Source organism: Shewanella sp. GD03713 (assembly GCF_029843705.1).
Lineage (GTDB): Bacteria > Pseudomonadota > Gammaproteobacteria > Enterobacterales > Shewanellaceae > Shewanella.
This window is the reverse complement of record NZ_JAOCIW010000001.1, coordinates 3,095,678-3,114,218: the sequence shown is the minus strand read 5'-3', so window position 1 is coordinate 3,114,218 and position 18,541 is coordinate 3,095,678. Positions and strand designations below refer to the sequence as shown.

Here is an 18,541-nt window from a genome sequence, read left to right as displayed (position 1 = left end):
ATTCTGTAATCGATCAATAAAAAAATGTAAAAATACTTTCAAAAAGTTTCACATTCATGCATGATGAAAATCAACTTATGGTAAAAACTTGAGCTAAAGCTTCGTAAGTTATTGTTAATTTAGTTATTTGTTTTTTCGATGGTGAAAAGTAATTTCGAAAGTGTTTGAAAGTTTTTCTTGGCGTGTTACCTTTCAATCGATAGATAATCGAAAGAATGGAGAAGCTTGTGAGTACTTTGAACACGATAGAAAGGCAGCAGGAAATTGTGCGAATGACACAGTTACAGGGAAAGGTCTCTGTTGCCGAACTCGCAGAACACTTTGGGGTATCTGAAGTCACGATCCGTAGCGATTTAGCCATGTTGGATCAAAAGCAGTTACTGGTGCGCTCCCGGGGCGGCGCTATGGTCAACAGCGAGTTGATCCGGGAGTTATCACTGAAGGAGAAGGGCAGTTGCCATTCGGCCTTAAAGCAAGAGTTAGGTAAGGCCGCGGCAGCCTTGGTGCAAAACGGTGATCGCTTATTGCTCGACTCGGGGACGACCACCCAACAGGTGGCGGCGAACCTGATGGAGCATAAGGATCTGATCGTGATGACCAATGGCCTGAATATCGCCACCGAGTTGGCTAAGGCTGACGAAGTGGAGGTGATGTTAACCGGCGGACTGTTACGTAAAAAATCCCTGTCGTTCTACGGCAATATCGCCGAGAACAGCCTGCGGGATTACAACTTTAACAAGTTGATTTTAGGGGTAGATGGTTTCGATTTGCGGGTGGGATTAACCACTCACTTTGAAAAAGAGGCCAGCCTCAACCGAATGATGTGTGAGATAGCGAGTGAAATTATCGTTGTGACTGACTCATCAAAGTTTGATCAACAAGCATTCCACGTTATTTGCAGCAGTCGCCGTATTACGCGCCTAGTGACAGATACCGGGATCCCAGAGCGCTATGTTGATGAATTAACTAAACAAGGTGTGCAATTACACCTCATTGAGAAAGCTAATTTATAACGGGGAATTACTATGTCGGGTTTTGATCGTCGTTCGTTTTTAAAGGCTTCTATGGTAACCGCTGCGGCAACGGCCCTTGCGGCCTGTGCCAGCAGTGAACGTGCTACAGGCACAACACCTAAGGCTGCGGGTAAATCTGTGATGGGGCTGGTCGTGCCCAAGATGGATGAGGTTAGAGTAGGGTTAATCGGGGTGGGTGAGCGCGGCATTGGGTTTGTGCATCATTTCAGCCGTATCGAAGGCGCCCGCATTACCGCCATCTGTGATACCGATACCTTAGTGCTGGCCCGCGCTGAAAAAGCCATTAACGAATATGGACGTGATAAACCTGCCTATTTTAGCAAGGGAGACCATGCGTACCGCGATCTGTTAAACCGTGATGATGTGGATATCGTCGTGATTGCCACACCATGGGCGTGGCATCACCCCATGGCGAAAGAAGCCATGTTAGCGGGCAAACATGCCTTCGTCGAAGTCCCGATGGCGGGCACGATTGAAGAGCTGTGGGATCTGGTGGATACCGCCGAACTGACCCAGCGTAACTGTATGATGATGGAAAACGTCTGTTACGGCCGTGATGAGTTGATGGTGCTCAACATGGTGCGCCAAGGCCTGTTTGGTGAACTGCTCCACGGTGAGGCCGCCTACATCCACGAACTGCGCTGGCAGATGAAGGAAATCGACCGTAAAACAGGCTCTTGGCGTACGGCTTACCATGCCAAATACAACGGTAACCTCTATCCCACCCATGGTTTAGGCCCTGTCGCCCAGTATATGAATATCAACCGCGGCGACCGTTTAGACTATTTAACCTCTGTGAGCTCTCCTTCCTTAGGCCGCGCCGCCTATGCCAAACGTGAGTTCCCAGCGGATCATCAGCGTAACCAACTCAAGTACATTTGTGGCGACATGAACACCAGTCTGATTAAGACGGTAAAAGGTCGCAGCATCATGGTGCAGCATGATACGACCACGCCTCGTCCTTACAGCCGTCATAACCTGATCCAAGGGACAAACGGCGTGTTTGCCGGCTTCCCTAATCGTATCGCGCTGGAAAACGGTGGCTCTGGCAGTTATCACGAGTGGGATGAAAACATGGATTCATGGTACGCCAAATATGACCACCCTCTGTGGACCCGTATGGGCAAAGAGGCGGAGGAGAATGGCGGCCACGGTGGCATGGACTTCTTGATGTGTTGGCGGATGATTTACTGCCTACGTAATGGCGAGGCACTGGATCAGGATGTGTACGACGGCGCGGCATGGTCGGCGGTATTCCCCTTGTCGGTGGCCTCAGTCGGTGACCGTGGTAACTCCAAGGACTTCCCAGACTTTACCCGTGGTGTCTGGCAAACCGCGAAACCCCTCGGCATTGTGGGGTAAGCGCTATGTCAGTGATTCAAACTATCATTGACGCCAATAAAGCAGGTCAGCAGGCGGGCATTTTTGCCGTCTGCTCGGCCCAGCCCTTGGTGTTACAGGCGGCGCTATTGCAGGCAAAGGCGAATGGCACGCCCTTACTTATCGAGGCGACCGCCAACCAAGTGAATCAGTTTGGCGGTTATACCGGGATGAAACCACAGGATTTCATCGACTTCGTCACTCAAATGGCCATTGAACTTGGCCTTGAACCTTCGCAGTTACTCTTTGGTGGCGACCACTTAGGCCCCGTTGTTTGGTGCCAGCAAGCCGCCGAAGAGGCGATGCAATTGGCGGAAGACCTTATCGCCGAATATGTTAAGGCGGGATTTACCAAAATCCACCTTGACACCAGTATGGCTTGTGGCGGTGATGTGCTTCCCTTAGCGGATGAACTTATCGCAGCGCGTGCGGCGCGGCTCTGTGCGGTGGCCGAAGCCCACCGTGCGCCCGAGCAAGCGCTCTGTTATGTGATAGGCACCGAAGTGCCTGCGCCGGGCGGCGTGAGTGAGATGGAGGCCGAACTTGCGGTCACGCCCGTCAGCGCCATTGAACATACCTTAAATTGCCACCGCGATGCCTTTGCTGCGGCAGGGCTGGGAGAGGAGGTGTGGCAAAAGGTGATTGCGGTTGTCGTTCAGCCTGGGGTGGAGTTTGATAACAGCCAAGTACATTTGTTTGAACCCGAGGCGACCCATGCCCAAAGTGAGTTCATTCGCGGTTATCCCAGATTAGTGTTTGAGGCGCATTCGACCGATTATCAGCTCAGCATGGGGTATCAAGCCTTAGTGCAGCAGCATTTCGCGATTTTAAAAGTGGGCCCACAGCTTACCTTTGCTCTGCGGGAGGCCTTGTTTGCCCTGTCCCATATCGAAAATGTGCTGTGCCAGCCCGAGCAATGCTCGGATTTACGCCAAAGCTGTTTTGAGTTAATGCGAGATAACCCTAAGTATTGGCAAGGGTTTTATGCCGACAACGAGGCATTGAAGTGGCAACTTGGCTTTAGCTTTAGTGACCGTGTGCGTTACTACTGGCCGAGTCTGCAAAACAAGGTCGAGCAGCTATTGAGCAACTTAGCCCAAAGCATTCCTCTGCCGCTGATCAGCCAGTATTTACCGAACCAATATACGGCGGTGTTGGCGGGGGAACTTAAGCCCACGGCCCGTGAACTCGTGCTGCATAAAATTACCGAAGTATTGGCCGATTACGCCAATGCCTGCCAGCTTCCTGTGATGCAATCACCTTTAAAGGGATGATATTTTGATGTTAACCAGTCCTCTTTCTCCATTCGAACATGAAGATAGCAACCTGTTATTGAGTGCAGAGCAATTAACCCAATATGGCGCCTTTTGGACGGCAAAGGAAATCAGCCAGCAGCCGAAAATGTGGCGCAAAGTGAGCGAGCAGCACAGTGATAATCGCACAATTGCAGCTTGGTTAACGCCGATTCTGGCAAAGCCGCAGTTAAGGATTATCCTCACTGGGGCAGGGACGTCGGCCTATATAGGTGATGTGCTCGCAGCCCATATTCAGCAGCATTTACCTTTGGCAACCCAACAAGTGGAAGCCATCAGCACCACGGATATCGTGAGTCACCCAGAGCTGTATCTGCGGGGCAATATTCCCACACTGCTGATTTCCTACGGCCGCTCGGGAAACAGCCCTGAGAGTATGGCGGCGGTCGAACTGGCGGAGCAATTGGTCGATGATTGTTACCATCTGGCGATCACCTGTAATGGTCAGGGAAAGCTCGCCAACTATTGCGCCGACAAATCCCATTGTTACTTGTATAAGTTGCCCGATGAAACCCACGACGTGAGTTTTGCCATGACCAGCAGCTTTACCTGTATGTACTTGGCAACCTTGTTGATTTTTGCGCCAAACCCTCAGGCGCTAGCGCAATGTATCGAGATGGCCGAGCACATCTTAACTGAGCGCTTAGCTGAAATCCGTCTGCAATCCGAGCAGCCTAGCAAGCGGGTTGTGTTCCTCGGTGGCGGACCACTTAAGGCCATCGCCCAAGAGGCGGCGCTTAAGTACCTTGAACTCACAGCAGGGCAAGTGGTGAGTGCCTATGAGAGTCCGCTCGGGTTTCGCCATGGGCCAAAATCTTTAGTCGATAGTTATACGCAAGTGCTAGTGATGGTGTCATCTGACCCCTATACTCGCCAATATGATAACGATTTAATTCAAGAGCTTAAGCGAGATAATCAAGCCTTATCAGTATTGACGCTCTCCGAAGAACTGTTAACTGGCAGCAGTGGGCTTAACGAAGTCTGGTTGGGATTACCCTTTATTTTGTGGTGTCAAATCCTAGCCATCTACAAAGCGATTCAACTTAAAGTATCGCCGGATAATCCTTGTCCCACGGGGCAAGTTAATCGAGTTGTGCAGGGTGTCAATGTATATCCCTTTGTAAAATAAATATAAATAAGGGCAAGGGCATGTATTACGGTTTAGATATAGGTGGAACAAAGATTGAGTTAGCGATTTTTGATACTCAATTAGCGCTACAGGATAAGTGGCGTTTAAGTACTCCTAGGCAGGATTACAGTGCCTTTATGGCAACGCTTGCCGAGCAAATCGAAAAGGCGGATCAGCAATGTGGTGAGCGCGGTACCGTTGGGATTGCGCTCCCCGGGGTGGTGAAAGCCGACGGGACTGTGATTTCGAGTAATGTGCCTTGCCTTAATCAACGCCGTGTTGCCCATGATCTTGCTAAGTTGCTCAATCGAACCGTGGCTATCGGTAATGATTGCCGCTGTTTTGCCCTCTCCGAAGCGGTACTCGGGGTGGGCAGGGGACACTCCCGCGTTTTGGGGATGATTCTCGGTACCGGTACTGGCGGTGGTTTATGTATTGATGGCAAATTGTATCTCGGTGCAAATCGACTCGCTGGAGAGTTTGGCCATCAAGGCGTGAGCGCCTATGTTGCCCGTCGACATCAACTGCCGCTCTATGCCTGTGGCTGTGGGCTTGAGGGCTGCGCCGAGACCTATGTGTCAGGCACTGGGCTTGGCAGACTCTACCAAGATATCGCGGGGCAAACGGCCGATACCTTTGCATGGCTGAGTGCACTGCGGCAAAACGACCCGCTCGCCATCAAAACCTTTGAGACTTATATGGATATTCTCGGAAGCTTAATGGCTTCATTAGTGCTGGCGATGGACCCGGATATTATCGTGTTGGGCGGTGGATTATCCGAGGTGGAAGAAATTCTCGCCGCCTTACCCCAAGCAACCAAGGCGCATCTTTTTGATGGCGTGACTTTGCCGCAATTTAAATTGGCCGACTTTGGTTCGGCCAGTGGCGTGCGCGGCGCGGCCTTGCTCGGTCACGGGCTAGATGCGGGGATAAGCTATGAAGCCTAATACGGATTTTAAGCTGATAGCCGACGGCGCTAAGGTGCTAACTCAAGGCAAACTTGCTGAGCACTGCATGATTGAGGTGTCGAATGGCATTATCTGCGGCCTTAAAACCTCAATATCGGCAGAGTGGACAGCGGATAAACCACACTACCGATTGACCTCTGGCACGCTGGTGGCGGGATTTATCGACACTCAAGTCAATGGTGGCGGAGGCGTGATGTTCAATCATGCTCCGACGCTGGAAACCTTAAGGCTGATGATGCAGGCCCATCGCCAGTTTGGCACTACGGCCATGTTACCTACGGTGATCACCGACGATATTGAGGTGATGCAGGCGGCGGCCGATGCGGTGGCTCAAGCTATGGTTTGCCAAGTTCCTGGGGTTATCGGTATCCATTTTGAAGGCCCGCATCTGTCGGTCGCAAAACGCGGTTGCCACCCTCCCGCGCACTTGCGCAGCATCACTGAGCGCGAGTGGCAGCTTTACTTAAGGCAAGATCTCGGTGTTAGGCTCATCACCCTAGCGCCAGAATCAGTCACCCCTGAACAAATCAAACGCCTCGTTGCCTCCGGCGCCATTGTCAGCCTTGGGCATTCGAATGCCGACGGCGACACCGTCCTTAAGGCCATTAAGGCTGGTGCATCGGGTTTTACCCACCTCTACAACGGCATGTCGGCACTGACTTCCCGCGAACCGGGAATGGTGGGCGCGGCATTGGCCAGTGAAAACACCTACTGCGGGATTATTCTCGATGGTCAACATGTGCATCCCATCTCGGCGCTGGCGGCGTGGCGGGCAAAGGGAACTGAGCACCTGATGTTAGTCACCGATGCCATGTCGCCCTTAGGGAGCGAGCAAACGGAATTTCAATTCTTCGATGGCAAAGTAGTTCGTGATGGGATGACGCTGAGGGATCAGCATGGCTCCTTAGCGGGTTCAGTACTGGATATGGCGAGCGCGGTGCGTTATGCCGCCACCGAACTCCATCTTGGCCTTAGTAACGCAGTACAGATGGCGACACGCACGCCCGCCGACTTTATTCAGCGGCCGCAATTGGGGGATATTGCCGAAGGTAAGCAGGCAGATTGGGTCTGGCTCGATGACGAGCACAGGGTCCTAGCGGTCTGGATTGCTGGGGAGTTGCTGTATCAAGCCGAGCAGGTTCGGTTTGCGTAAGTTATCGATATATCAATTAAAACAATAATTAAAGTGGCATTAATTTGGGAGATAAGTACTCAACTCATTGCCCATTCAACAAGCAAAATAACAATAAGGTGAAACGATGAAATTCACGTCCGACAGTACCCAAGCCACGGCCTCACCGCAGGGCAGTTTTATTCCTATGTTATTGATAGGAATTTTATTTTTTGTCTTTGGCTTTGTGACTTGGCTCAATGGTGCCTTGATCCCATTTTTAAAAATTGCCTGTCAGTTGAATGAGTTTGAAGCCTATTTAGTCACCTTTGTGTTTTACATAGCTTATTTTGTGATGGCGCTGCCGACCTCATCCATCCTCACGCGTCTCGGCTATAAGATGGGCATGACCTTAGGTTTAGGGATCATGGCGGCAGGCGCGGGTTTGTTTATTGTGGCGGCTTTGGTCGGCCATTTTGCGACCTTCCTCTTGGCGTTATTTGTATTGGGCACAGGCTTAACCTTGCTGCAAACGGCCGCCAATCCTTACATTGTCTGTATTGGCCCACGGGAAAGTGCGGCAATGCGGATAAGTTTAATGGGGATTGTGAATAAGGGCGCGGGCTTTATTGTGCCAATTATCTTTACTGCCTGGATTTTAACGGGCATGGAACCCTACAGTGAAACGGCATTGGCCAGCCTGTCCTAGGCGCAGCGCGAATTGGCGTTAACGGAATTAGCCAATCGTTTAGTACAGCCCTATTTAATGATGGTGTTTGTACTACTGGGATTGATGGCCTTTGTGTGGTTTTCGCCGCTGCCAGAGCCTGAATTAGGTGAGCGAGTCGAGCGTACTCAAGCCGATTGGAAGGCTATTCTACAGTATCCGCAGGTGATCTTAGGGGCACTAACACTCTTCTGTTATGTGGGCGCCGAGGTGATTGCCGGTGATAGCATAGGACTATTTAGTCAAGGACTCGGGGTTGCGCACTTTGGCATGATGACCTCCTACACCATGGGATTTATGGTACTTGGCTATGTGCTCGGAATCGTGCTGATCCCAAGCTGGATCAGCCAGCAAATGGCATTAGTGGGCTCGGCCATCGCGGGCTTGTTATTTACCCTCGGGGTCTTGCTCAGCGACAGTCAAAGCCAAGGTTTGTCTGAACTGTTACTCGGTTGGTTAGGCGTATTACCCGTGCCCGATCCCGTGCTTTACTTAGCCCTGCTTGGGCTGGCAAACGCCTTGGTATGGCCTGCGGTGTGGCCATTAGCCCTTGAAGGACTCGGGCGCTTAACGGCCACGGCATCGGCGCTATTGATCATGGGGATTGCAGGCGGTGCGATTCTGCCACTGCTCTATGGTTACATCGCCCATAGCCAAGGTGACAGCCAAATGGCATATTTCCTACTGTTACCTTGCTACGGCTTAATATTTTACTACGCCATTTGGGGCCATAAGTTAACGGCCAAAGTGGCCTCAAGCACTGCTATGGTTAATGAATAGCAAAGAAAAGTCCCATGCTCAGCACTGTGGTCAATAGGGTATTACGCGTGACAAATGCTAATACTGTTGCGACCACAGCGCATATCAAGTAGCTGTTATCTAAGCTTAAATCGAGTTTTCCCTCCTGCACAAATACGATAGGTGCAAAGATGGCCGTGAGTACGGCGGGCGCCGAATAACTCAAAAAGGTCTGGGTATTTTTACTCAGCCTTAGCGGCAATTTTGGCTCGAGCAGTAAATGCCGACTGATAAATACCACCGCCGCCATTGAAAAAATCATTAACCAGATCATAGGGTTTCCTCAGTTTGGGTGGCAGTCGTGTCGATTTTGGGGGCTGGCTTATCTTCGCCCGTGACTTTGGCATAGAGCACGCCAGCGCTCATCCCCGATAGGGCGGCAATTAACAGTCCCGCCTGAATATTCAGCACGGCGCACACCACAGCAAAGGTGAGTGAAACCAGCACACAGACTAGGATTGACGGCTTTTTCACCGTCGGGACTACAAGCGCAATAAAGGTCGCGGCAATGGCAAAGTCGAGCCCTAATTCGCCTAAGTTATCGATAGCATTGCCCGCGATAATGCCGAGCAGGGTGGCGAGGTTCCAACCAAGGTAAAAACTCAGACCGCCGCCCAGCGCGTACCAAGGATCGAACTTGTGCAGTTTGCCTTGGTTAGCAATGGCAAAGAGTTCATCGGTTAATAAAAAGCCCAGAGTGAGGCGCCATTTCAGTGGTAAGGGGCTGATTTGGCTGCGCATCGCCATGGCGTACAGCAAGTGACGCGAGGTGATCAGCAAGGTGGTGATTAAAATGCTCCACAGACCAATCCCCGCCTTAACCATGCCGAGCGCGACCAATTGCGCGGCGCCCGCAAAAATAATCGCCGACATGGCCTGACTTTCTATTGGTGTTAGTCCGACCTCAATCGCGAATGAGCCTGCGAGGATCCCCCAAGGAACGACGGCAATGGTGAGTGGCAACATGGCGAGTGTGCCCTTGAAAAAGGCCTTGGTCTTACTGGATGAATGGGTGTGGACAATATACGGCTCTGACACTCTGACTCCTCACACGGCTGGGATAAAAAGAATATAAGGGGTTAAGGCTAACGTAAAATCAGGGCTTAAGCTTGGATAATATTGCGGCCGATCCCCTTGGCAAATTGCCCTGGGGTGAGCCCGACAGTCTTTTTAAAATGGCGGTTTAAATGGCTCTGATCATGGAAACCGCACTCCATGGCGACATCTAGCAGCTTAATACCTTGGCCGATTTTCTGTTTTGCCAGTCTGACTCTGGCCTGAGTTTGATAGGCGTGGGGCGGCAGACCATAACAACGTTGGAATTGTCTAAGCAAATAATAGGGGCTTAATCCTGCGAGTGTGGCTAGCTCTTCGAGGGAGATATCGGCCGCGGGGTGATCGTCAATAAAGGATTTCACCAAGGCTAATGCGGGCTTAGCGTTTGCCCCCAAGTGTTCACTGGGATAATTACGGCCATGGCGCGCCATCAGTTGCGTCAGGCTCGAGTAGACCAGACTTTCACGTAGTAGGCGATTGTCCGAGGTATCTAAGGTGCTAAAGGTGAGGCGCAGCAATTCGGCAAGCTCGGGGTCGTGCACTACGGGTTGTGGGAAATAGGGCGCGCCGCGAGCTGAAGTGAACTCCTGAGTCATATTGGCAAATTGGGCGGGAACGGGATACATAGCACGATAGGACCAGCCGTCCTCGGTGGCGCTACAACCATTATGCACTTCGTCGGCATTGACAAGAATAATGCTGTGCTTTGGCGCCACATGGTTGCCACCGGTGCGATAAAAACGCTGAGCGCCCGTTTCAATCACGCCAACCGTGTAACCTTCGTGGGTATGGCGACTAAAATTTTGCTTATGATAGTGGGCGTTAAGTAGCTCAAGGCCCCCCAGTTCATTGGCGATGTGGTAGGCCGCATGTTCAGTGTTCATTCGGCCTCCTTTATCGACTGGATGAATGGGCGAGTGCGTTTGGCGTTTAATGCTTGTTTTGCCAGATAGTAACCCAGAACGCTTCGACACTTTTGTACAAAATTGCGCTTTGCCGTGTTTTCGGGGAAGTTTTGGGCACCGCTTTCTGCCGTCAACGGTTACGGCTGCGTGTGTATTTCATCGGCTAAGCGGGCTAATTGGCTAAGATCGGCGCCCACAATGGCAGGTAGATGCTCGCTGATTTTCTCAATCGGCCAATCCCACCACGCAATGGTGAGTAGCTTGTGTATTACCTCGGGCTCGAATCGCAACTTAATCACAGTCGCAGGGTTACCGCCGACGATGGCATAGGGCGGCACATCCTTAGTGACCACGGATTGGCTGGCGATAATGGCGCCGTGGCCGACGTTGACGCCGGGCATAATGGTGGCGTTATAGCCTATCCACACATCATGGCCAATGCGGGTGTCGCCCTTAAAGGGTAAATCCTCGGGCTTAGGTGTTGCCTTCTCCCAGCCATTGCCGAAGATATAAAAGGGATAAGTGGAAAAGCCCGATACCTGATGATTGGCGCCATTCATAATGAACTTAACGTCCCGTGCAATGGCACAAAATTTACCAATAATCAGCTTATCGCCAATAAAGTCAAAGTGATAAAGCACATTTGACTCGAAGCGCTCTGGCCCCGCAGGGTCGTCATAATAGGTGTAATCGCCGACGATAATGCTGTCACGGCTAATAAAGTTCTTCAGAAACCCCACCTGAGGGAATCCTTTTAAGGGGGATTTGTCATTCGGGTTAGGTCCATGTTGAGATGGGGAATGAGTCGGCATGTTTGCCTCCCTGATTATTCAATGGCTAAGAATTGGGTAATAGCGCGCAGTTTATAGTCGTAGTGCCGTTAAGAGTCGCGCACAGTTAATAACAGAAAAGCTCAGTTATACCTGCTGGTGGATCTTTTTACTCACAATAGGCCGCTTCCCTTGCCAATATGGCATGTTTGCGGGTTTCACCCCAGCGATAGCCGCCAAGTTCACCACTTTGACGTAGCACTCGATGGCAGGGGATAAGTAATGCCACCGGATTGGCACCAATCGCCGTACCGACGGCGCGTGAGGCCTTAGGCTTGCCAATGGCCTTGGCAATATCACCATAGGAGGCGACCTCTCCCTTAGGTAAATTCAGCAGGGCGCGCCACACATTAAGCTGAAAATTAGTGCCTTTTACCCAGAGTGAGAGCGGGGCTGGCTCGCCTTGGTGTATAGCCTGAGTATTAGGTGCTGTTAAATTAACCTCTGCGGCACTCGAGCCCGCAAAGTACTGGCTAAAGAGGTGATCAATTAAGCTTGCCGTTTGCGCCGTGTCCTCATAAATGGTGGCCTGACTCCAGCTTTGCTTTAAACGTTCTAATGGCAATTGAATTTGCTGCATATCGACAAAATCAAACTGGCAAATGCCCCGGGCCGTTTGGGCGATAAAGGCCAAACCGAAGGGCGTAGGATGATAGCCATAGGCAATGCTGATCCCTAAACCCTGCTGGCGATATTCGAAGGGGGTGACCGCCTCGAGTTGCACAAAATGATCGTATAAGCGCGAGCCACTGCTCAGGCCTAACTCATAACTGGCACTCAAGGTCGAGTGGGACGGCTGCTGCAATAACTGTTTTGCCCGCTCTAGGGTTAAGGCCTGCAAATAACGTTTGGGAGTGATCCCAGCCCAGCGACTAAAGAGCCGCTGAAAATGGAATTCACTTAAATGGACGTGCGCCGCAATCTCCGCCAGTGAGGGTTGATGACCCACATGTTGACGAATAAAGTCAATAGCACGCGCAATTCGCTCGTAATCTTGGGTCATCGTTATCCATTCCCTAGGTTTTACAGATGGACACACCACCATCGACCAATAAGGCTATCCCTGTGGTAAAACTGGCCGCATCGGAGGCGAGATATAGCGCCGATTGGGCAATTTCCGCGGGATCTGCGAGGCGCTTGAGGGCATGGAGGTTCTTCACAAAGGCCATGGCCTCCGGGGTATTAGCAAACTCCCGCCCCATGGGGGTATCTGTACCGCCAGGCAATAGCGCATTGACCCTAATGCCGCGCGCGCCGTATTCAACGGCCAAGGATTGGGTTAAGCCAATCATCCCCGCTTTACTCGCCGCATAGGCCGCCGTTTGCGGAAAGCCTATGGTATAGCCAACAAAGGAAGATGTAAAAATAATCGACCCTGCGCCACGTTTAAGCATTTGTGGTAATTGATATTTTGCCGCTAAAAATGCACTGGTAAGGTTGGTTGTTAGGGTGTTTTCCCATTCGGCACGGCTAAGCGCATCCGAATCCACACCTAACTCGCCATTAATGCCGGCATTGTTAAAGGCGATATCCAATCCACCATACTGCTCGACGGCAAGCGCCACTAAGTCACTGGCATACACCTCGTCGGTCACATCGCCCGCCAGATAAACCGCTTCACCGCCTTGAGTGATGATCTCATCCACCAATGAGGCCAATATGGCGCCGCGACGCGCCCCCAGTACCAGTTTTGCGCCTTCACGGGCAAAGCGTTTTGCGGTGGCATAGCCAATTCCCGAACTTGCCCCAGTAATGATTGCGACCTTTCCCTGTAACACTGTCATAGATATGTCTCCATTGATTGCCTCGGCCAATATGCGCCGATAGAGACATAGTGAAGGGTTAAGGCATACTACTCGACCCGAATCTTGCGCTTTTACTCTCGGCGCTAAAGTCGTGGAAGTTGGAGCGGATTATCACAGAGTTTTAGGCGATGCCAGCAGCATAAATCAGTAGCAAAGACAGCGGGACGGAAACAACACCTATTAAGCGGAATTGATTCTTAAACGCTTGGGCTGACCATAGGGCAAATTTACGATGCTGACTTGGCGGCGTGCATGCTAAGCCTATTCCCACGCAGAGTAAGACAATGCCTATCGCAAGAATGAGCTGTGGAAATCGGGTATCGGCGCAATATTGGATAAAAATCACACCCGCAATAATTCGGCTGACGACTTCAACAATATGGAAGTAGGGCCGCTCGCTAAATGCAATAATGCCATCAGCGAACGTCGCTGGCTTGACGACCATCACAAGGCTGAATAACAGCATCAATAGGCCAAAAGCCGCAATAAAGTACATTGCCATTCCTTGTTTTGTGAGGTGTCTTAAAGCCAAAATCCAATGGTTTAATCGATACTTTCAACCCAATAGTAAACCAGTATCGATTTCCCCTTTTTATCGCACAAGCCTTACCAGAGCTCTTTTACAAGGGAGATTTTGCCATCGGTAAAGCCAAATAAGACAAGTAGGGGCTGTTCTTGTTGCCATTGTCCATCGGGTTGAATGCTGCCGTGGGCGTATTCGACGGCGACATGGTTCTTACCCACAATGTAATTTAATACCCGCTGCTCCTTCGGTTGTTGATAGGCGCCGCGAGCAATATTGCGGATAAAGGCACTGCGCCAACTGGCCCTATCAAAATTAGCGCCATATTCGAGGTGGATATAATTCACCTTCGGATGCAGTAACTCCAGAAAATTATCGACATCTTGTTCGCTAGAACCCGATTGGCTGACCTTATCTAGAGCTTTAAAGTAGGCATGAATTTGCGGTAATTGGCACTCAGCATCACAAGTTTGGCTCGCATTTGCGGAGGAACTCAGCAGACAACAGAGGGTGAGCAACATCGATAAATAGTATTTCATCGCAACTCCTTTGCATTGGTTATTTTGTATTTGTTCTACTTTAACTTGAGTCGTAATTGTTCTATCTGCCTATCGATAGACGCAACCTGTGTATCTGCTTGCTGCGCCACAGCCGACATTTCTTGCGCTAAGCTTTGCTCCCAAGTTGCTCCGGCAAGATTGTTATTGGCGTAACTTCTATCGTTTCTCAGCTCGACAATACGTTTATCCCTTTGGTCGATAATGAGTTTTCGGTCGTTTTCTAGTTTAGTGATTTCACGGCTAATGCGTTCGTTGTTTATCAATAAAATCGGTGATTTCTTGTTTTTTATCCGAGTGAGTAACAGCGTTTGCGTGGGTAATATCAGGGCCCTTAACTACGCTACCGACGCCGCTGAGATCTACGGGTTGGCTATTTTCATCACAGGGATCGGCCTGATATTTTCCGTCGGCACATTGGTATACGGCGGCATTGGCCGAAAAAGGCAGGATAAGTGTAACTAGCAATAATGATTTTCTGTCCATAGAACACCCCATTGTCGATTTTGGCTAGATTACTCTGTCGTGGTGTAAAAACCAACCGCGAGGTCGTGGGGCCTCACCCTACAGCCTAATCCCATTCAGCCTTTGGTATGGCAGATGGTTTGTTATCAACAATTAAGGTATGCCATGAATTTAACAATGGGTGTTTTGTTAAATCTTGTTTAGTTAATTTATTTAAAAGCAAAGTCAAAGTCGTGGGGCTTCACCCCACACCCGACCAAGAGGGGATCAACAGCAATTCCCTCTTGGATCTCCCTTGCCGCCCCCAACGGAGTTGAAAGCCCCTTGGGCATTTAGCGTTCTAATGCTATCGCGTCAGACGCTCGTCCCTGATTCGACTGACGCTATCTCGGCATCCATGCCTCGCTCACGCAACGAACGCAAATGCCCTGCGGCAACTCCGAGGGGAGGTGTATTCTGCTACCTCGGAGTTAACTGTTAACCCCAAAACATTCAAACCTATCCAGTCTTTTTGTTAAGCCTGATAGTCTGTTATTTGTAATTAGAGCATTCCAAGAATTCACAATGGGTGTCTTATTAAGTCTCTGACTATTTTAAGTAGTTTATTAGTCGTTATTAAGTAACTATCAATTCTCACTTCACATTAATAACCTTCAATAAAACCATTTTACTAGAATTGGTTGATGAAAAATGAAAAGTGCATTATGTTTTTTATTTAAATAGGATGGTTAGCAGTGTTTCAACTCAATGACTATGTAATAGGGATATATTATGAGAGATGAAAATCCACTACTCGACAAAGATGGTCAACCCTACAGTCGAGTGAACTTTAAGCACAATAAACAAAAAGCTTTATGTTCGTTAAAAGGTGTTTTGACAGGTGTAATTTGCGATCAAAAACTCAAGCCCTCTGAGTTGCTATACCTTGAGTCGTGGCTTAATGACAATGAGTTTTTACAGGATGACGCAGATACTGCGGACTTACTCGATGCTATTGGTGATGTGCTAAATGATGGGATGATTACTGATGAAGAACATGAAGATATTTTCTGTTTGCTTGAAGACGTTATCGCTTATAAAACTCTAGATGACTCTAAGTGTAAAGATCATATGAATGTTCTTATCGGCATTTTAAAAGGTATTACAGCCGATGCCGATATTAATGATGCTGAAGTTTTATTTTTTAAAAAATGGCTTAGTGAAAACCTCGATATTGCTAATATTTGGCCTGTTCCAAAATTAACAGAAAAACTTGATCAAATTCTTCTAGATGGAGTGATTACAAGTGAAGAGCGAAAAGATCTATACCAATTAGTCACAATGCTCATTGGCAATGACTTTAGCGAAACGGGTGATGCGGCAGACTCGCCTACCCAGAGTTTCGATAGTGTCTTGAATATTTCCCATAAAGATAAATGTTTTTGTTTTACAGGTAAGTTCAAACAATTAAAACGAGTACAACTTGAAGATAAAGCAAAAAGTTTGGGCGCGGTAATAGCCAAGAAAATCCCTACGTTATCGACTGACTATGTAGTCGTAGGCTCTTTGTCTAGTCGTGATTGGTTGTATTCAAGTCATGGTCTAAAAATACAACATGCTAAAAAGATGCAGGAAAGTGGCCACCATATTAGTATTATTTCTGAAGATCAGTGGCTAGCATCACTCTAATTTTAAAAGGATGTTATGGTTAATAAATATAAGAAATTTATGATAAAAGGCAGGAAAGTTATAAAGTTGTAGTTTTGGGGTTGCTTTTAATTGTGTTGATTGAAAAAGTAAAGACACCATACCCCATGGTTGCTCTTTATCCATAACCTCTTTTTGTAGTGGTTAAAATGGTAGCGATTTTACTAGGTTATTCGTGCTTTTTGATATTGAAGAGTTCGTCGAAATTTATTAGCCGAATTCGATTGTGGACGTGACCTTCGATGATATGGATATCATCGCAGAGCCGCCATGGATGGCTTCATGGCGTGTCACGGAAGCAATTGAATTTGGCGTATCTACGACTGAACATAAACCTTTAATCTTTGTTATTTCATCAAGCTTTCCTGCAATTCAGCTCTGCAAACAAAAACAGCCGCATAAATTTGCGGCTGTTTTTGATTAACACTCTGTATTTAAATGAGATTTAAAGCTTGCGCTAAATCACTCATTATTCATTGACCATTGCTAATAGCGCAGGTAAAAACTCTTTATCTAATGCGGCAATTTCACCTTGCTCGATAAGCACTTGATTAAGAATCTCATGGCTAGTCAAAGGATTAGCTAATACGACGCGAAACACCACTGTGGGTTGTCTAAAGTAGCGCGCGGGTTGAATACGGGTGCGCGAGACAAAGGATTTACCCTGTTCGCGTTGGTGTTTTTGAATAAATTGGGTTAGACCATCGAGCAGCTCATTAAAGCGAGCGAGTTTGGTCTTATCGCCTTGTTCTATCGCCACTTGCATGGCCGCCTGTACATTCGCGGGCACATAACGATAGGTGAGCAGGCACAGCTCTGGCGCGGTGACTAGCTCAAAGTCAGGGTGTGCGCCGATTTGCTCGGCAAAATAACGGGCTTTTTCAAGGCTGTTATTGATCAGGATTTCGTAACCATCGCGGCCAATAATCTGCAAACAGGCGTGCACTAACATCGCCATGCCGGGGCGTGAGCCTTCGAGCGTTTGGCTGCCTAAATCCTTAGAACCTCGGCGCAGAATATATTCGGCGTGGTGGGCAATGGCATGGGCAAACTCTGGGTTTTTAAATAACACCATGCCTGCGCCCATGGGGACATACATTTGCTTATGGGCATCGATGGTGACTGAATCAGCGAGTTCAATACCATCGAGTAAGTGACGGTATTTATTGGATAATAAGCTTGCGCCGCCCCAAGCTGCATCCACATGGAAGTGGCAGTTTAGCTCAGTTGCTAAGGCGGCAAGTTCGCGCAGTGGGTCGATATTACCCGTCTCGGTAGTGCCTGCCACCCCAACAATCGCCATGACTTTAATGCGTTTTTTCGCCAGTTCGGCGGCGACTTCGCGCATTTTGGCAATGTCGACTTTGTTATTGCCATCGGTTGGGATACTGATGATATTGTCGCGACCGATACCGAGCAGATCGACGGCCTTACCTAAGGAATAGTGGCCGCGCTCGGAGACCAGAATCGCTAAATCATCGAAGCCATAGTGGCGTAGCGCCTTGATTAAGCCTTCGCGGGTCACGCCTTTAAAGTCGCCATCGGCCTTGAGTAATTGGTTGCGGGCAATCCACAGGGCGGTGATGTTCGCCACTGTGCCGCCAGAGCAAAATGCGCCGAGGGAATGGTTGGCGCTGTGCATCCAATTACGATAAAAATCATCGTTTTGAGCGTAAATCAAATGGTGCATCATGCCGAGCACTTGGCGCTCAAGCGGCGTAAAGGCTTTGGAGGTTTCGATTTTGACCAAGTTTTGATTCAGCCCCACCATCATTTTCGACAGTGGCAACACGAAATAGGGCAGTGCTGAGGTCATATGGCCGATAAAACTGGGCGCCGCCGTATGCACAGAATGCGCCACCAGATTCTGCATGATTTCGTCGGTGTAATCGGAGACAAAACGCGGCTGGCTTGGAATTTCAAAGGCTTGAAAATCGGTCTCGATTTCGGAGAGCGGCTTTTCTAGCGCGGCAATGCTGTCACCCAAAAAGCCCGCTAAGTCCTCGGAAAGCTTCTGCTCGATAATGCTTAAGGTGGATTCCGCATCTTCGGGCACAGTGAAAATTCGCATCAAACTGTCTTCGGATGCGATGGCTTGGCGAGGGAGTTTTTGGGTCATGGGGCTTGCCGTCTATTAATTCTTATAGTGAAACCGCAAAGGTGATTAAGAGTATAACCAAATACATGGCGCTTAAACCCGTTTACGGATTACCAAAAAGGGAGCTCACTTTACTGCAAGGCCTTTTAGGCATCA

General features: G+C 49.2%; 17 protein-coding genes and 2 pseudogenes. 9 read left to right on the top strand and 10 right to left on the bottom strand.

Features of this window, described 5'->3' with window-relative positions; genetic code table 11:
- Positions 1-227 precede the first annotated feature (227 nt).
- From agaR to N5E87_RS13770, 7 genes and pseudogenes are all read left to right on the top strand, one after another.
- Positions 228-1,013, top strand: a complete 786-nt coding sequence (agaR, locus tag N5E87_RS13800) for a transcriptional repressor AgaR (protein ID WP_011623288.1) — start codon at positions 228-230, stop codon at positions 1,011-1,013.
- Between the two features lie 12 nt (positions 1,014-1,025).
- The gene (locus N5E87_RS13795; RefSeq protein ID WP_086902528.1) at positions 1,026-2,396 is read left to right on the top strand and encodes a Gfo/Idh/MocA family oxidoreductase; all 1,371 of its coding nucleotides are present in this window, start codon (positions 1,026-1,028) and stop codon (positions 2,394-2,396) included.
- 5 nt (positions 2,397-2,401) lie between these two features.
- Positions 2,402-3,688, top strand: a complete 1,287-nt coding sequence (locus N5E87_RS13790) for a class II D-tagatose-bisphosphate aldolase, non-catalytic subunit (RefSeq protein WP_086902529.1) — start codon at positions 2,402-2,404, stop codon at positions 3,686-3,688.
- A gap of 7 nt (positions 3,689-3,695) precedes the next feature.
- Positions 3,696-4,856 (top strand): D-galactosamine-6-phosphate deaminase AgaS, encoded by a 1,161-nt coding sequence (agaS, locus tag N5E87_RS13785; RefSeq protein ID WP_086902530.1) that lies wholly within the window; start codon positions 3,696-3,698, stop codon positions 4,854-4,856.
- A gap of 20 nt (positions 4,857-4,876) precedes the next feature.
- Positions 4,877-5,803, top strand: a complete 927-nt coding sequence (gene agaK, locus N5E87_RS13780; protein ID WP_086902531.1) for an N-acetylgalactosamine kinase AgaK — start codon at positions 4,877-4,879, stop codon at positions 5,801-5,803.
- Positions 5,793-6,977, top strand: a complete 1,185-nt coding sequence (nagA, locus tag N5E87_RS13775; protein WP_086902532.1) for an N-acetylglucosamine-6-phosphate deacetylase — start codon at positions 5,793-5,795, stop codon at positions 6,975-6,977. Before agaK ends, nagA begins: the two co-directional genes overlap by 11 nt.
- Before the next feature lie 106 nt (positions 6,978-7,083).
- Positions 7,084-8,442: pseudogene (locus N5E87_RS13770) on the top strand (sugar MFS transporter).
- Here N5E87_RS13770 and N5E87_RS13765 read toward each other — a convergent pair.
- The 9 genes and pseudogenes from N5E87_RS13765 to N5E87_RS13725 all read right to left on the bottom strand — a co-directional run bounded on the left by N5E87_RS13765 (position 8,432) and on the right by N5E87_RS13725 (position 14,622).
- Positions 8,432-8,734: an AzlD domain-containing protein gene (locus tag N5E87_RS13765; RefSeq protein ID WP_011623281.1), complete on the bottom strand. Its 303-nt coding sequence runs from the start codon at positions 8,732-8,734 to the stop codon at positions 8,432-8,434. The pseudogene N5E87_RS13770 and the gene N5E87_RS13765 overlap by 11 nt on opposite strands.
- Positions 8,731-9,498 (bottom strand): AzlC family ABC transporter permease, encoded by a 768-nt coding sequence (locus tag N5E87_RS13760; protein ID WP_086902533.1) that lies wholly within the window; start codon positions 9,496-9,498, stop codon positions 8,731-8,733. Before N5E87_RS13760 ends, N5E87_RS13765 begins: the two co-directional genes overlap by 4 nt.
- Positions 9,499-9,563: 65 nt before the next feature.
- Positions 9,564-10,400 (bottom strand): AraC family transcriptional regulator, encoded by an 837-nt coding sequence (locus N5E87_RS13755; protein WP_086902534.1) that lies wholly within the window; start codon positions 10,398-10,400, stop codon positions 9,564-9,566.
- Between the two features lie 158 nt (positions 10,401-10,558).
- Positions 10,559-11,233, bottom strand: a complete 675-nt coding sequence (locus N5E87_RS13750) for a Vat family streptogramin A O-acetyltransferase (protein WP_086902535.1) — start codon at positions 11,231-11,233, stop codon at positions 10,559-10,561.
- Positions 11,234-11,360: 127 nt separating this feature from the next.
- Entirely contained in the window at positions 11,361-12,254 is an 894-nt protein-coding gene (locus tag N5E87_RS13745; RefSeq protein WP_086902536.1) for a methylated-DNA--[protein]-cysteine S-methyltransferase, read from the bottom strand.
- A gap of 13 nt (positions 12,255-12,267) precedes the next feature.
- Complete coding sequence (locus N5E87_RS13740) at positions 12,268-13,035, bottom strand: SDR family oxidoreductase (protein WP_086902537.1); 768 nt, start codon at positions 13,033-13,035, stop codon at positions 12,268-12,270.
- A 142-nt stretch (positions 13,036-13,177) separates the two neighbouring features.
- The gene (locus tag N5E87_RS13735; protein WP_086902538.1) at positions 13,178-13,552 is read right to left on the bottom strand and encodes a hypothetical protein; all 375 of its coding nucleotides are present in this window, start codon (positions 13,550-13,552) and stop codon (positions 13,178-13,180) included.
- Positions 13,553-13,662: 110 nt separating this feature from the next.
- Positions 13,663-14,118 (bottom strand): nuclear transport factor 2 family protein, encoded by a 456-nt coding sequence (locus N5E87_RS13730; protein WP_086902539.1) that lies wholly within the window; start codon positions 14,116-14,118, stop codon positions 13,663-13,665.
- Positions 14,119-14,153: 35 nt separating this feature from the next.
- Positions 14,154-14,622: pseudogene (locus N5E87_RS13725) on the bottom strand (hypothetical protein).
- A 750-nt stretch (positions 14,623-15,372) separates the two neighbouring features.
- Here N5E87_RS13725 and N5E87_RS13720 point away from each other — a divergent pair.
- Together N5E87_RS13720 and N5E87_RS13715 are read left to right on the top strand one after the other, a co-directional pair.
- Positions 15,373-16,269 carry a BRCT domain-containing protein gene (locus N5E87_RS13720; protein ID WP_011626623.1) on the top strand — a complete coding sequence of 299 codons (897 nt, stop codon included), beginning with the start codon at positions 15,373-15,375 and terminating at the stop codon, positions 16,267-16,269.
- Between the two features lie 265 nt (positions 16,270-16,534).
- Positions 16,535-16,711 carry a hypothetical protein gene (locus N5E87_RS13715; protein WP_176370288.1) on the top strand — a complete coding sequence of 59 codons (177 nt, stop codon included), beginning with the start codon at positions 16,535-16,537 and terminating at the stop codon, positions 16,709-16,711.
- Positions 16,712-16,756: 45 nt separating this feature from the next.
- Here the strand turns inward: N5E87_RS13715 and panP are convergent, their stop codons facing one another.
- The gene (gene panP, locus N5E87_RS13710; RefSeq protein WP_086902541.1) at positions 16,757-18,406 is read right to left on the bottom strand and encodes a pyridoxal-dependent aspartate 1-decarboxylase PanP; all 1,650 of its coding nucleotides are present in this window, start codon (positions 18,404-18,406) and stop codon (positions 16,757-16,759) included.
- Between the last annotated feature and the right edge of the window lie 135 nt (positions 18,407-18,541).